Raw genomic sequence first — 12,620 nt, forward strand, 5'->3', positions numbered from 1 at the left:
CTCTGCGGCTACTTGCCCGCGGGGTCCTTCGGACGCGGACGCGGGGTGTCGACCGGCCCGCGGCGCACCGCGCCCGGGGCGTTCCACTCCGCGCGCTTCTTCGCCCGCTTCTTCGCCAGCTCCGAGGACTCCAGCTGGTAGGGCACCGAGGTGACCATCACGCCGGGGGTGAAGAGCAGCCGGCCCTTGAGGCGCAGCGCGCTCTGGTTGTGCAGCAGGTGCTCGTACCAGCGTCCGACCACGTACTCGGGGATGTACACGCTGACGGCGTCGCGCGGGTTCTCGCTGCGCAGGCCCTTCACGTACTCGACGACCGGGCGGGTGATCTCGCGGTACGGGGAGTCGAGGATCTTGAGCGGGACGTTGATGCCGCGCCGCTCCCACTCCTCGCGCAGGGCCTTGGTCTCGACCGGGTCGACGCTGATGCTGAGCGCCTCCAGGCGGTCCGAGCGGGTCAGCTTGGCGAAGGCCAGGGCGCGCAGGGTGGGCTTGTGGACCTTGGAGACCAGGACGATGGAGTGGACCCGCGAGGGGCGCACGCTGTCGTCGCTCGGGCCTTCGGCGGCGGCGATCTCCTCGGAGACCCGGTCGTAGTGCTTGCGGATCGCGGACATCGTTCCGTAGAAGATGACCATGCCGAGCAGGGCGACCCAGGCGCCGTGGGTGAACTTGGTGGCCAGGACGACCACCAGCACCATGCCGGTGAAGAAGGCGCCGAAGGTGTTGATCGCCCGGGACCGGTGCATCCGGCGGCGCGCCGCCGGGTCGCGCTCGGTGCGCAGGTGGCGGTTCCAGTGCCGGACCATGCCGATCTGGCTCAGCGTGAAGGAGACGAAGACGCCGACGATGTAGAGCTGGATCAGCTTCGTCGAGTCGGCGTCGTAGACCCACACGAGCAGCATCGCGGCGCCCGCGAGCAGCACGATGCCGTTGGAGAAGGCGAGGCGGTCGCCGCGGGTGTGCAGCTGGCGCGGCAGGTAGCGGTCCTGGGCAAGGATCGAGCCGAGCAGCGGGAAGCCGTTGTACGCGGTGTTCGCGGCGAGGAAGAGGACCAGCGCGGTGGCCGCGGCGAGCACGATGAAGAGGAAGCTGCCGTTGCCGAAGACGGCCTCGGCGACCTGGGAGATGACCGGGTGCTGGACGTAGCCGTCGCCGACCGGGACGCCGTTCCGCAACAGGTCGACGGCGGGATTCTCGGCCATCCGGACGTTCGTGGCCATGGCCAGGCCGATGATCCCGCAGAACATGGTGACGGCCAGGCCGCCCATGAGGAGGAGGGTGGTGGCCGCGTTCTTGCTCTTGGGCTTGCGGAAGGCGGGTACGCCGTTGCTGATGGCTTCGACGCCCGTGAGCGCCGCGCAGCCGGAGGAGAAGGCGCGCAGCAAGAGGAAGACCAGCGCGAAACCGGCGAGCCCCTGGTGTTCGGGTTTGATCTCCAGGCCGGCCGTCGGAGCCTCCATGGTGTCGCCCGTGACCAGGCCGCGCCAGGCACCCCACGCGATCATCACGAAGACGGCGCCGACGAACACGTAGGTCGGGATGGCGAAGAGGTTCCCGGATTCCTTCACACCGCGCAGGTTCATCAGCGTGAGCAGCAGAATCACGATGATCGCCGAGAGCACCTTGTGCTCGATGACGAAATCGACGGCCGAGCCGAGGTTTTCGACGCCCGAGGAGACCGACACCGCGACCGTGAGGACGTAGTCGACGAGCAGGGCGCTCGCGACGGTGAGGCCGGCCCTGGGCCCGAGGTTGGTGTTGGCGACCTCGTAGTCACCGCCGCCGCTGGGGTAGGCGTGGACGTTCTGCCGGTAGGAGGCGACCACCGTGAACATCAGCACGACGACCGCGACGGCGATCCAGGGGCTGAATTGGTACGCCGACACGCCTGCGATCGACAGGACCAGCAGGACCTCGCCGGGGGCATATGCCACCGAGGAGAGCGGGTCGGACGCGAACACGGGGAGCGCGATCCGCTTGGGAAGGAGGGTTTCCCCGAGGCGGTCGCTGCGTAGCGCCCGGCCGATCAGGATCCGTTTGGGCACGTCGGTCAGTTTGGACACGCAGAGGATCGTAAGCGTTCGAAATCAGCCTGACGAACCCCCCACCCCTATCCGGCGGGAAGTCGCACCGCATCCAGGGCAAAGGAGCCCCGCCTCCCGCCCAAATGGTCACACTGGTGACCGCCCGTGTGTAGCTTGGGCCATGGTCTGAGACCCTGTTAAGCCCGAGCAGCAATGAGGCTGGAACCCAGCGAGCCGCTGACAGCCGGAAGGACGGCCGTGCACATCGTCATTATGGGCTGCGGAAGAGTGGGCTCCGCCCTCGCGCAGACCCTGGAACAGCAGGGGCATACGGTCGCGGTCATCGACCAGGACCCCACCGCATTCCGCCGGCTGGGAGCCGGATTCGGCGGCCGTCGCGTCACCGGAGTCGGCTTCGACCAGGACACGCTGCGTGAAGCCGGCATCGAGGAGGCGGGCGCCTTCGCCGCGGTGAGCAGTGGTGACAATTCCAACATCATCGCCGCCCGGGTGGCCCGTGAGATGTTCGGCGTCGAGAACGTCGCCGCCCGCATCTACGACCCCAAGCGCGCCGAGGTCTACCAGCGCCTGGGCATCCCCACCGTCGCCACCGTGCGCTGGACGGCCGACCAGATGCTCCGCCGGCTCCTGCCGTCGGGCGCCGAGCCGCTGTGGCGCGACCCGAGCGGCGGTGTCCAGCTCGCGGAGGTGCACACCTCCACCGCCTGGATCGGCCAGAAGGTCAGCCGGCTGCAGGAGGAGACCGGCGTCCGCGTCGCCTTCCTCACCCGGCTGGGCGAGGCCATGCTGCCGACATCGGCGACCGTCCTCCAGGAGGGCGACCTCGTCCACGTGATGATGCGCACGGACGAGATCGACAAGGTGGAGGCCGCCTTCGCCCAGGGGCCTGAGGAGGCACACGCATGAGGGTCGCGATCGCCGGAGCCGGCGCGGTGGGCCGTTCCATCGCAGGTGAGCTCCTGGAGAACGGCCACGAGGTGCTCCTCGTGGACAAGGCCCCGACCGCCATCTCGGTGGAGCGGGTGCCGCAGGCCGAGTGGCTGCTGGCCGACGCCTGCGAGATCACCTCGCTCGACGAGGCGGCGCTCCAGCGCTGCAACGTGGTCATCGCCGCGACCGGTGACGACAAGGTCAACCTGGTCGTCTCCCTCCTCGCCAAGACCGAGTACGGGGTCCCCCGGGTCGTGGCGCGGGTGAACAACCCGAAGAACGAGTGGCTCTTCAACGAGTCCTGGGGCGTCGACGTCGCCGTCTCCACCCCGCGCCTGATGTCGGCGCTGGTCGAGGAAGCCGTCAGCGTCGGCGACCTGGTCCGGCTGCTGCGCTTCAGCCACGGCGACGCCAACCTCGTCGAGCTGACCCTGCCCGCCGACTCCCAGGTCGCGGGCAAGCAGATCAGCGAGATCACCTGGCCGGAGGACACTTCGCTGGTCACGATCATCCGCGGCAACCGGGTCCTGACCCCGCACGGCGAGGAGACCCTGGAGCCGGGCGACGAGCTCCTCTTCGTGGCCGCCCAGGCACGCGAGGAGCAGTTGGAGGACCTCCTCCAGGCCGCGGACTGACCTGCGGTCCCGCTGAACCGCCGAAGGGGCGGCTGACCACTACGGTCAGCCGCCCCTCCGCACATCCCGACCCCTACGGCGCCAGGCGCCGGCAAAATCCAGCCCCGCCGGCGCTTGAGGCGCGGGGTCTGGGGCGGAGCCCCAGGGGCCCGGGCGCAGCCCGCTCCCACCGTGCGCAGCAAGCACGCGCACGCAGCGGCGTACGGTTCAGGCTCCCTGGCCCCCCGCGGCCTTCGCGGCCTCCTCCGCCTCCCACTCCGCGATCACGTTGATCGGCGGCGGCGCCTGCGCCAGGAAGAGCCAGGTGAAGTACACCGCCAGCACCATCGGCGGCAGCTTCAGCGCGATCAGCACCCAGCCGAGCTGCGTCGCGTCGCCCCACCAGTACAGCGGGAAGAGGATCGCGTACTTCGCGAGGAAGATCAGGCCCCAGGCCAGGCTGGCCTTGACGTACGCCTTCTTGCGCCCCGGGTTGCGCGTGCGCCAGGACAGGTTCTCCTTGAAGACCGGCCCCAGGATCACGCCCAGCAGCGGGAAGCCCGCCAGCGCGGAGAGCGTGAAGGCCACGCCCAGGCCGGCGCCGTAGATCATGCCGGGCAGGTAGAAGCCCTTCGCGCTGCCCGTGAAGAGGGCGAAGGCCACGCCCACGCCCACGCCGAAGACCCCGCTGAAGGCGTGCTTGACCGTGTCCTTGCGCAGCAGCCGCACGATCACCAGCAGGACCGCGACCGCGCCCGCCGCGATGGCGGACAGTTTCACGTCCTTGTTGATCGTGTAGATCATGACGAAGAGCAGGCCGGGGAGCATCGTCTCCACGGTGCCCCGGATGCCGCCGAAGGCGTCGAAGAGAGCCGCCTGCGTCACGGCCTTCTGGTCCGCGGAGGGCTCGGCGGCGGGGTCCACCGGTTGCGTGCCGGGCGTGGTCGGTTTGTCGAGTGACGTCACCGTCAGTGCTCCTGTCCGAGCGGTCGGAGTTCGTACTTCGGGTTGAAGAGCACCCGACGGCCGTGGCTCATCGAGATCCGCCCGGAGGCGATCATGCGACGGCCGGGTTCGATTCCCACGATCGAGCGACGTCCGAGCCAGACGACGTCCAGCGCGGCCGAGCCGTCGAACAGCTCGGCCTCCAGGGCGGGGACGCCCGCGCGCGGCCGCAGGGTGACGGTCCGCAGGGTCCCGGTCACCTTGACTATCTGACGGTCGTGGCAGTCGCAGATCCGGGTACATCCCGCGGCTTCTGCGTCCTCCTGCAGCTCCGCCGAATGCAGCTCCTCCTGCGAGGTGGACAGCCGCTCTATCATCCGGCGAAACCGGCCCGCCGGCCTGGCGGACTTCGCCGGCTTGGCGGGCTTCTCGGAACGCGGTTCAGCACTCATACAGGAAGCGTACCGGCGCCCCCACTACCTCTCGAAGCGGTATCCCATGCCCGGTTCGGTGATGAAGTGCCTCGGGTGCGAGGGGTCGGCCTCCAGCTTGCGCCGCAGCTGGGCCATGTAGACCCGCAGGTAGTTGGTCTCGGTCCCGTACGAGGGGCCCCAGACCTCCTGGAGGAGCTGCTTCTGGCTGACCAGTTTGCCGCCGTTGCGCACCAGCACCTCCAGCAGGTGCCACTCGGTGGGCGTGAGGCGTACGTCGCGGCCGTCGCGCACCGCCTTCTTCGCCGCGAGGTCCACCGTGAAGGTCTCGGTCTCGACGATCACCTCGTCCTCGCCGGCCCCGGCGCCCGGTTCCGCCCGCCGGACGGCCGCGCGCAGCCTGGCGAGCAGCTCGTCCATGCCGAAGGGCTTGGTGACGTAGTCGTCGGCGCCCGCGTCCAGGGCCTCGACCTTCTCGTCGGAGGTGTGGCGGGCGGAGAGGACGAGGATGGGGATCCTGGTCCAGCCGCGCAGCCCCTTGATCACCTCGATCCCGTCCATGTCGGGCAGGCCGAGGTCGAGGACGACCACGTCGGGGTGGCGGGCGGCCGCCAGTTCCAGGGCGCTCGCCCCGTCGGCGGCCGCGTCGACCTCGTACTTGCGTGCCTTCAAGTTGATCACGAGGGCTCGGACGATCTGGGGTTCGTCGTCCACCACGAGCACCCGGGTCATTGAGGTCCTGCCTTCTGTCGTATCGAATCGAGATCAAAATCCACCGGGTGCCCCTCGGCCCCGCCCGGCTCCGGCCCCGGCTCCGGCCCCGGACCCGGCTCCCCGGACCCGCCCGGCGCGCTGCGCCCCTCGCCGTCCACGCTCACGTGGATCTGCGGCCGCCCGCCGGTCACCGCCCGCAGCGTGAGCACCATCGTGAGCCCGCCCCCGGGGGTGTCCTCGGCCTCCAGGGTGCCGTCCATGGCCTCGGCGAAGCCGCGGGCGACGGCCAGCCCGAGCCCGACCCCGGCTCCGCGCGGCGCGTCACCGTGCCGCTGGAACGGGGCGAAGATCCGGTCCTTGGCCTCGTCGGGCACGCCCGGCCCGCGGTCCACGACCCGCACCTCGACCCGGTCTCCGAGGAAGCTCGCCGCCACCAGTACCTGTTCCCCGGGCGGGCTGTACTTCACCGCGTTCTCCACGACGTTGGCCACGGTCCGCTCCAGCAGCCCCGGATCCACCGCCACCATGGGCAGGGTCTCCGGGACGTCCAGCAGCACGCTGCCCTCGGGTACGCCGCCCAGCGCCATCGGGACCACCTCGTCGAGGTCGATCTCGCGGATCAGCGGGGTCACGGTGCCGGTCTGGAGCCTCGACATGTCGAGCAGGTTGCCCACGAGGTGGTCGAGCCGGTCGGCGCCGTCCTCGATGCCCTCCAGGAGCTCGGCGCGGTCCTCCTCGGACCATTCCACGTCGTCGGAGCGCAGGGAGCTCACCGAGGCCTTGATGGAGGCCAGCGGCGTACGGAGGTCGTGGCTGACGGCGGCCAGCAGCGCGGTCCGGATCCGGTTGCCCTCCGCCATCCGGCGGGCCTCCTCCGCCTCTCCGACCAGCCGCTGCCGGTCGAGTACGACGGCGGCCTGGGCGGCGAAGGCGCCGAGCACGCGGCGGTCCTCGGCGGGCAGCACCCGCCCGGACAGGGCCAGCGCCATGTGGTCGCCGATCGGCATGTCCACGTCCGCGTCCTCGGGGCGGGCGACCGGGTTCGGGCCGACGCTGCCGGCCGGCCGCCAGGGCTCGACGTCGCTCTCGCGCTCCAGCAGCGCCACCGACTCCATGGCGAAGGTCTCCCGCACCCGTTCCAGCAGCGCGTCCAGGGTGGTCTCGCCGCGCAGCACGCTGCCGGCGAGGAAGGAGAGGATCTCGGACTCGGCGCGCAGCCGGGCGGCCTGGTGGGTGCGGCGGGCGGCGGCGTCGACGACGGAGGCCACGGAGCCCGCGACGCCGAAGAAGACCGCGATGGCGACGATGTTCTTGGGGTCCGCGATGGTGAAGCGGTGGATGGGCGGGGCGAAGTAGTAGTTCAGCAGCAGGGAGCCGACGGCGGCGGAGGCCAGCGCCGGCCAGAGCCCGCCGAGCAGGGCCGCGGCCACGGTCAGGGCCAGGAACAGCAGCATCTCGTTGGCGAGGCCGGGGTCGGTGTCGATGTGCGTCAGCAGCGCCGCGAGGACCAGCGGCAGGGCCACCCCGACCACCCAGCCGGCCACCATCCGGGTCCGGCCGAGCCGGGCCGCCGTGCGGACCACGGGCAGGAGGCCGCGCCCCTTGGCGACCTCCTCGTGCGTGACGATGTGGACGTCCAGGTCGGGCCCGGAGTCACGGGCGACGGTGGCGCCGACGCCGGGGCCGAAGACGTACCGCCAGGAGCGGTGGCGGCTGGAGCCGAGCACGATCTGAGTGGCGTTGACCCCGCGGGCGAATTCGAGCAGCGCCTCGGGCACGTTGTCGCCGATCACGTGGTGAAACGTTCCGCCGAGGTCTTCGACCAGCGTCCGCTGGACCGCGAGCTCCTTGGGCGAGGCCGCGGTCAGCCCGTCGCTGCGGGCGATGTAGACGGCCAGGATCTCGCTGCCGGACCCCTTGGCCGCCACCCTGGAGGCCCGCCGGATGAGGGTGCGCCCCTCGGGCCCCCCGGTGAGGCCCACGACGATCCGCTCGCGCGCCTGCCAGGTGGAGCGGATGTTGTGCTCGCCCCGGTACTGCTGGAGGTACTCGTCGGCCCGGTCGGCGACCCAGAGCAGCGCCAGCTCGCGCAGCGCGGTCAGGTTCCCGGGGCGGAAGTAGTTGGACAGGGCCGCGTCGACCTTGTCGGACTTGTAGATGTTGCCGTGCGCCATGCGGCGGCGCAGGGCCTGCGGGGACATGTCGACCAGCTCGATCTGGTCGGCGCGGCGCACCACCTCGTCGGGTACGGTCTCCCGCTGCCGCACGCCGGTGATCGACTCCACCACGTCGCCCAGGGACTCCAGGTGCTGGATGTTGACGGTGGAGATCACGTCGATCCCGGCCCGCAGCAGCTCCTCCACGTCCTGCCAGCGCTTGGCGTTGCGCGAGCCCGGCACGTTGGTGTGCGCCAGTTCGTCCACCAGGGCTATGGCGGGCTTGCGGGCGAGCAGCGAGTCCACGTCCATCTCGGTGAAGGCGGCGCCCCGGTACACGAGCTCCTTGCGCTCCACCTGTTCCAGGCCGTGCAGCATCACCTCGGTGCGCGGCCGCCCGTGGTGCTCGACGAAGCCCACGACGCAGTCGGTGCCGCGCTCGACCCGGCGGTGGCCCTCCGAGAGCATGGCGTACGTCTTGCCCACTCCGGGGGCCGAGCCGAGATAGATCCTGAGCTTGCCGCGTCCCATGCGCCCATTCTCCGGGACGTCCGCCCTGTTCACGCGCCGATGACCCGCTGTGGGCGGATCTCTGACGGTTCCCTGACGCCCCGGTTCCGGGCAAGGCCGTACGGCCGCGGATACGGCAACAGGTACGGCAATGGGGTACAGCCGGCCATGGGGTACGGCCTGCCATGCGGTACGGCAATGGGCCGCACCCCCGGAGGAGTGCGGCCCACGGCCGTAACGGATCGAGCCGGGGTCAGCGGACCTCGGTGATCTCCGGGCCGCGCTCCAGCTGGCCCATGCCACCGCCGAAGCGGGAGCCCTCCTGGTCACCGGCGTCGTCGGTCTGCACGCCGTCCGGCACCATCTGCGCGTCGTTCGGCAGCTTCAGGACGATCGGGTCGCGCGGGGCCATCGGGCCCTCGCCGCGCACCACGACGGTGTCCAGGAAGATCCGCTCCAGCACCCCGGCCGACTCGGGACGCACCGCGCCCTGGCCGGAGATGACACCGCGCAGGAACCAGCGCGGACCGTCCACACCGACGAAGCGGACCAGCTGGGCGCCGGTCTGCCCGTCCGGGAGCGGTACGGGGACCTGCGCGCGCAGCTCCCAGCCGAGCGGACCCTCGACCTCGTCGATGATGCCGCCCTGCTTGGTGATGCCCTCGGCGATCTCCTCGCGGACCTCGCCCCAGATGCCTTCCTTGCGGGGCGCGGCGAAGGCCTGCAGCTGCACGGCGCTGTCGCCGAGCACCACGGTCGCGGCGACGATCGCGTCCCCGGCGACCTCGACCCGCAGCTCCATGCCCTCGACACCCGGTACGAGGATGCCGCCGAGGTCGACCCGGCCGTCCTCGGGGTTGCCGGGGACCTCCGAGATGTCCCACGGGCCGTCGGGACGCGGGGCCGGCGGCAGGTTCACCCTGCGCGGCTGGACCGCGTCGTTCTCCTCCGTGCCGTCCTGCTCATCGGCACCGACGCCGTCGACGACCTGCTCGGCCGCGCCGCCGTCCTTGACGGAGTCGTTCTTCTTGCGACGTCCGAACACGTCACTGTCCTTCCCGGTCGGATACGACCGAAGCGTAGCCATTCCCACCCTGCTGACCAGCGCCGGATCCGGCCACGGCCGCATGACCACCGGTGGAGCCGAAACCCCCCTCGGCCCGCGCCGAGCCGGGAAGCTGCGCCACCTCGCGGAAGCGCACCTGCTCGACTCGCTGGACAACCAGCTGGGCAATGCGGTCGAAACGCTCGAACCTGACGCTCTCGCGAGGGTCGAGATTGACCACGATCACCTTGATCTCCCCACGGTACCCGGCATCCACCGTCCCGGGGGCATTCACGAGTGCGAGCCCGCAGCGGGCGGCCAGGCCCGAGCGGGGGTGCACGAACGCCGCGTACCCCTCGGGCAGGGCGATGGAGATCCCGGTCGGCAGGACCGCCCGCTCCCCCGGCTCCAGCTCCGCGGCCACGGTGGTGACCAGATCGCAGCCGGCGTCGCCGGGGTGCCCGTAGGCCGGAATCGGCACCTCCGGGTCGACGCGCCGGATGGCCACGTCCACGCCGGTGTTGTTCTCAGACATCAGGGGTTCACCTCGAAGGCGCGTGCGCGCCTGACCTGGTCCGGGTCGGCCATCGCCGCCCGGATCTCCTCGGGCCGTCCGTTGTCGATGAAGTGGTCGACCTTCACCTCGATGAAGAGGGCGTCGGCGCGCAGCGCGACCAGCCCCTGCGGTCCGCCTATTCGGCCGACCGCGCTGGAGTAGATCTTCCGGCCGGCGACGGCGGTGACCTCGGCCTCCAGGTACAGCACGGTGTCCACGGGCACGGGCCGGACGAAGTCCGTCTCCAGCCGGCCGGTGACGGCGATGACGCGCAGCAGCCAGTTCAGGGAGCCCAGGGTCTCGTCGAGCGCGGTGGCGAGGACGCCGCCGTGCGCGAGGCCGGGCGCACCCTGGTGGGCGGCCTTGACGGTGAACTCGGCGGTGACGCGCACGCCCTCGCCCGCGCGGGCCTCCAGGTGGAGTCCGTGCGGCTGGCCGCCGCCGCAGCCGAAGCAGTGCTCGTAGTGCGCGCCGAGCAGTTCGCCCGGGGCCGGGGCATCGGGGTGCCGCACCGGCGCCGTGGCATCGGCGGGGGGCGTCAACGCTGTGTTTCGTCCACTCACAGCCGCAGACCTTACCCGCGCGGCTACCCGCCGGTCGCCTCGTGGCAGGCTTGGCCGCATGCAGCTCTCCCCCGCGCACCACGACGAACGTCTGACAGCCCCCCGTTCCTGGTGGGCCATCGCCGCCCTGACCGGCCTGGCCTGCGCGCTGATGCTGCTCCCGCTGGGCACGCTGCCGCTGCTGGCCGGGCTGATCGGGGGCACCGCGCTGGCGGGGCTGGTGGTGAGTTCGTACGGTTCCCAGCGCGTGCGCGTGGTGGGCGGCGCGCTGGCCGCCGGGGAGGCCCGGATCCCGGTGGCGGCGCTCGGCGACCCCGAGGTGCTGGACGCGGAGGAGGCCCGCGCCTGGCGCACGTACAAGGCCGACACCCGCGCCTTCATGCTGATGCGCAGCTACGTGCCGACGGCGGTGCGCGTCGAGATCACCGATCCGGCCGACCCGACCCCGTACGTCTACGTCTCCACCCGCGAGCCGCAGGCCCTGGTGGCGGCCATCCGCGCGGCGCAGGGCCGGGACTGACCCCGGCCGGGCTCAGCCCCGGGGATCGACGATGCTCGGGTCGATGGCCCGCGGGTCGAACATCCGGCCCTCGACGGCGGCCCTGGCCGCCTCGGGAAGGGCCTCGGCGGGCCGCTCCAGGGGCGGGAGCTTCGGCAGTGCGTTCCAGGCCACGGCACGGGCCCGCAGGTCCGTACGTACCTTCTCGGCGAGTTTGCGGGTGTCCCGGCGGTTCATGACCGCTCCGACCGCGGCGCCGACCATGAACGGCATCAGGTTGGGCAGGTTGCGGAACATCCGCTTCATGATCTGCTGGCGCAGTTCGCGCTTCATCTGCCCGCCGAGCGCCGCGTTCAGCGTGGTCGGCTTGGTGAGGTCGACCCCGCGCTCCTCCGTCCACGACGTGAGGTAGGCGACGCTGCGCTCCTTGAGGTTGCCGGGCGGTCGCAGGCCGTAGACCTCGTGGAGTTCGGCGATGAGCTTCAGCTCGATCGCGGCGACCCCGGTGATCTCGGCGGCCAGCTCGGCCGGCATGGCGGGGGGCACCGGCAGCATGGCGGCGGCGCCGATCCCGGCGCCGACCGTGGAAGTGGCGTTGGCGGCGCCCGAGATCAGCTTGTCGGCCAGCTGATCGGGCCCGAGGCCCGGGAACTGCGCGCGCAGGGTCGCGAGGTCCCGAACCGGAACGCGCGGTGCGTTCTCGATGACTCGGTCGGTGAGGTAGAGGGCGGCGGCCCTGGCACTTTCGCCGCCCTTGCGCACACCGTTCTTGACGGCTTGCAGCCGACGGACCCCGGAGTGCTTCCGGGGCCCCTCGCCGGCCTCGGAGGCCGACGGCACCGCCTCGGCGGTGTCGGGGAGCACGGCGGGTACGCCGGGGGCTCCAGGGCCTGTTTCCAGGCCCCCGGTTCCCTCGCGCGTCTCCGCCGGATCACCAGCTTTTCGAAAGCGCCGCTTCCGAAATGGTGTCGAGCCAGTCACGGCCGACGCCTCTCAGTCGCATTCGCGGCAGATCGGCTGACCGTTCTTCTCGCGTGCCAGCTGGCTGCGGTGGTGCACCAGGAAGCAGCTCGTGCAGGTGAACTCGTCGGCCTGCTTCGGCAGGACCCGTACGGCCAGTTCCTCGTTGGAGAGGTCTGCGCCGGGCAGGTCGAGGCCCTCCGCGTTGTCGATTTCGTCCAGGTCGACGTTCGAGGACGACTTCTCGTTGCGACGAGCCTTCAGCTCTTCGATGCTGTCGTTGTCTACGTCGTCGTCGGTCTTGCGCGGGGTGTCGTAGTCCGTTGCCATAGTTCGCTCTCCCCCTCTGGGATTTAGCGGGTGTCTCAGCGCACGTAACGCGCGAGAGGCCGGACTTGTGCCCGACCTGAGGCGGAGATTTTGCCTCACATCAAGGTCTGTTACTCAATCGACACCCAGCCGCACATTCGGAAGAGCGATTGGCTGGGATGACGACCGGGACCGTACACGGTCCGGGGGCCGTCTTGCACAAACGCCACCCCATGTATTTCCCGCCGCCAGGGGGGCCGGAAACCCGGACTTCCCGGGCTTTCCGGCCCTCCCGAGGTCACTGAACGCATATGGCCGGACACTCGGCACTGTGATCGATCGC

13 protein-coding genes are annotated in these 12,620 nt (G+C 71.0%); 3 read left to right on the forward strand and 10 right to left on the reverse strand.

The window, feature by feature from the left end:
• Nucleotides 1–8 precede the first annotated feature (8 nt).
• Nucleotides 9–2,063: an APC family permease gene (locus MTF69_RS06820; protein WP_243331606.1), complete on the reverse strand. Its 2,055-nt coding sequence runs from the start codon at nt 2,061–2,063 to the stop codon at nt 9–11.
• Between the two features lie 219 nt (nt 2,064–2,282).
• Between MTF69_RS06820 and MTF69_RS06825 the strand changes: the two genes are divergently transcribed.
• Nucleotides 2,283–2,951, forward strand: a complete 669-nt coding sequence (locus MTF69_RS06825; protein ID WP_243331609.1) for a TrkA family potassium uptake protein — start codon at nt 2,283–2,285, stop codon at nt 2,949–2,951.
• Nucleotides 2,948–3,610 (forward strand): TrkA family potassium uptake protein, encoded by a 663-nt coding sequence (locus MTF69_RS06830; protein ID WP_214953432.1) that lies wholly within the window; start codon nt 2,948–2,950, stop codon nt 3,608–3,610. The genes MTF69_RS06825 and MTF69_RS06830 overlap by 4 nt, the downstream gene beginning before the upstream one ends.
• A gap of 207 nt (nt 3,611–3,817) precedes the next feature.
• Here MTF69_RS06830 and MTF69_RS06835 read toward each other — a convergent pair whose 3' ends face one another.
• The 7 genes from MTF69_RS06835 to MTF69_RS06865 form a co-directional block, all read right to left on the reverse strand.
• A complete protein-coding gene (locus MTF69_RS06835; RefSeq protein WP_243331611.1) occupies nt 3,818–4,555 on the reverse strand; it encodes a DUF3159 domain-containing protein in 738 nt (245 codons plus the stop codon).
• A gap of 2 nt (nt 4,556–4,557) precedes the next feature.
• Complete coding sequence (locus MTF69_RS06840) at nt 4,558–4,986, reverse strand: OB-fold nucleic acid binding domain-containing protein (protein ID WP_243331612.1); 429 nt, start codon at nt 4,984–4,986, stop codon at nt 4,558–4,560.
• Nucleotides 4,987–5,010: 24 nt separating this feature from the next.
• On the reverse strand, nt 5,011–5,697 hold the full coding sequence (locus MTF69_RS06845) for a response regulator (protein ID WP_243331614.1): 687 nt from the start codon (nt 5,695–5,697) through the stop codon (nt 5,011–5,013).
• Entirely contained in the window at nt 5,694–8,366 is a 2,673-nt protein-coding gene (locus tag MTF69_RS06850) for a sensor histidine kinase KdpD (protein WP_243331616.1), read from the reverse strand. The genes MTF69_RS06845 and MTF69_RS06850 overlap by 4 nt, the downstream gene beginning before the upstream one ends.
• A 232-nt stretch (nt 8,367–8,598) precedes the next feature.
• Nucleotides 8,599–9,390: a DUF3710 domain-containing protein gene (locus MTF69_RS06855; protein WP_243331618.1), complete on the reverse strand. Its 792-nt coding sequence runs from the start codon at nt 9,388–9,390 to the stop codon at nt 8,599–8,601.
• A 1-nt stretch (nt 9,391) separates the two neighbouring features.
• The gene (gene dut / locus MTF69_RS06860) at nt 9,392–9,925 is read right to left on the reverse strand and encodes a dUTP diphosphatase (RefSeq protein WP_243331620.1); all 534 of its coding nucleotides are present in this window, start codon (nt 9,923–9,925) and stop codon (nt 9,392–9,394) included.
• On the reverse strand, nt 9,925–10,509 hold the full coding sequence (locus MTF69_RS06865) for a PaaI family thioesterase (protein ID WP_243331622.1): 585 nt from the start codon (nt 10,507–10,509) through the stop codon (nt 9,925–9,927). Before MTF69_RS06865 ends, dut begins: the two co-directional genes overlap by 1 nt.
• Nucleotides 10,510–10,567: 58 nt before the next feature.
• Between MTF69_RS06865 and MTF69_RS06870 the strand changes: the two genes are divergently transcribed.
• Nucleotides 10,568–11,029 carry a DUF3093 domain-containing protein gene (locus MTF69_RS06870; protein WP_243331623.1) on the forward strand — a complete coding sequence of 154 codons (462 nt, stop codon included), beginning with the start codon at nt 10,568–10,570 and terminating at the stop codon, nt 11,027–11,029.
• A gap of 12 nt (nt 11,030–11,041) precedes the next feature.
• On the opposite strand, the gene MTF69_RS06875 is transcribed toward MTF69_RS06870, so the two are convergent.
• Both MTF69_RS06875 and MTF69_RS06880 read right to left on the reverse strand, forming a co-directional pair.
• The gene (locus MTF69_RS06875) at nt 11,042–11,989 is read right to left on the reverse strand and encodes a hypothetical protein (protein ID WP_243331625.1); all 948 of its coding nucleotides are present in this window, start codon (nt 11,987–11,989) and stop codon (nt 11,042–11,044) included.
• Between the two features lie 12 nt (nt 11,990–12,001).
• The gene (locus MTF69_RS06880) at nt 12,002–12,298 is read right to left on the reverse strand and encodes a DUF4193 domain-containing protein (RefSeq protein WP_112451146.1); all 297 of its coding nucleotides are present in this window, start codon (nt 12,296–12,298) and stop codon (nt 12,002–12,004) included.
• Nucleotides 12,299–12,620 lie beyond the last annotated feature (322 nt).

It is taken from the genome of Streptomyces sp. AP-93 (genome assembly GCF_022808175.1).
Classification (GTDB): domain Bacteria; phylum Actinomycetota; class Actinomycetes; order Streptomycetales; family Streptomycetaceae; genus Streptomyces.

What these genes read in the sequence shown, in the direction of transcription:
- MTF69_RS06830 (WP_214953432.1), top strand. Translation starts at nt 2,948, where the DNA reads ATGAGGGTCGCGATCGCCGGAGCCGGCGCGGTGGGCCGTTCCATCGCA.
- MTF69_RS06840 (WP_243331612.1), bottom strand. Translation starts at nt 4,986, where the DNA reads ATGAGTGCTGAACCGCGTTCCGAGAAGCCCGCCAAGCCGGCGAAGTCC.
- MTF69_RS06845 (WP_243331614.1), bottom strand. Translation starts at nt 5,697, where the DNA reads ATGACCCGGGTGCTCGTGGTGGACGACGAACCCCAGATCGTCCGAGCC.
- MTF69_RS06850 (WP_243331616.1), bottom strand. Translation starts at nt 8,366, where the DNA reads ATGGGACGCGGCAAGCTCAGGATCTATCTCGGCTCGGCCCCCGGAGTG.
- dut (WP_243331620.1), bottom strand. Translation starts at nt 9,925, where the DNA reads ATGTCTGAGAACAACACCGGCGTGGACGTGGCCATCCGGCGCGTCGAC.
- MTF69_RS06870 (WP_243331623.1), top strand. Translation starts at nt 10,568, where the DNA reads ATGCAGCTCTCCCCCGCGCACCACGACGAACGTCTGACAGCCCCCCGT.
- MTF69_RS06880 (WP_112451146.1), bottom strand. Translation starts at nt 12,298, where the DNA reads ATGGCAACGGACTACGACACCCCGCGCAAGACCGACGACGACGTAGAC.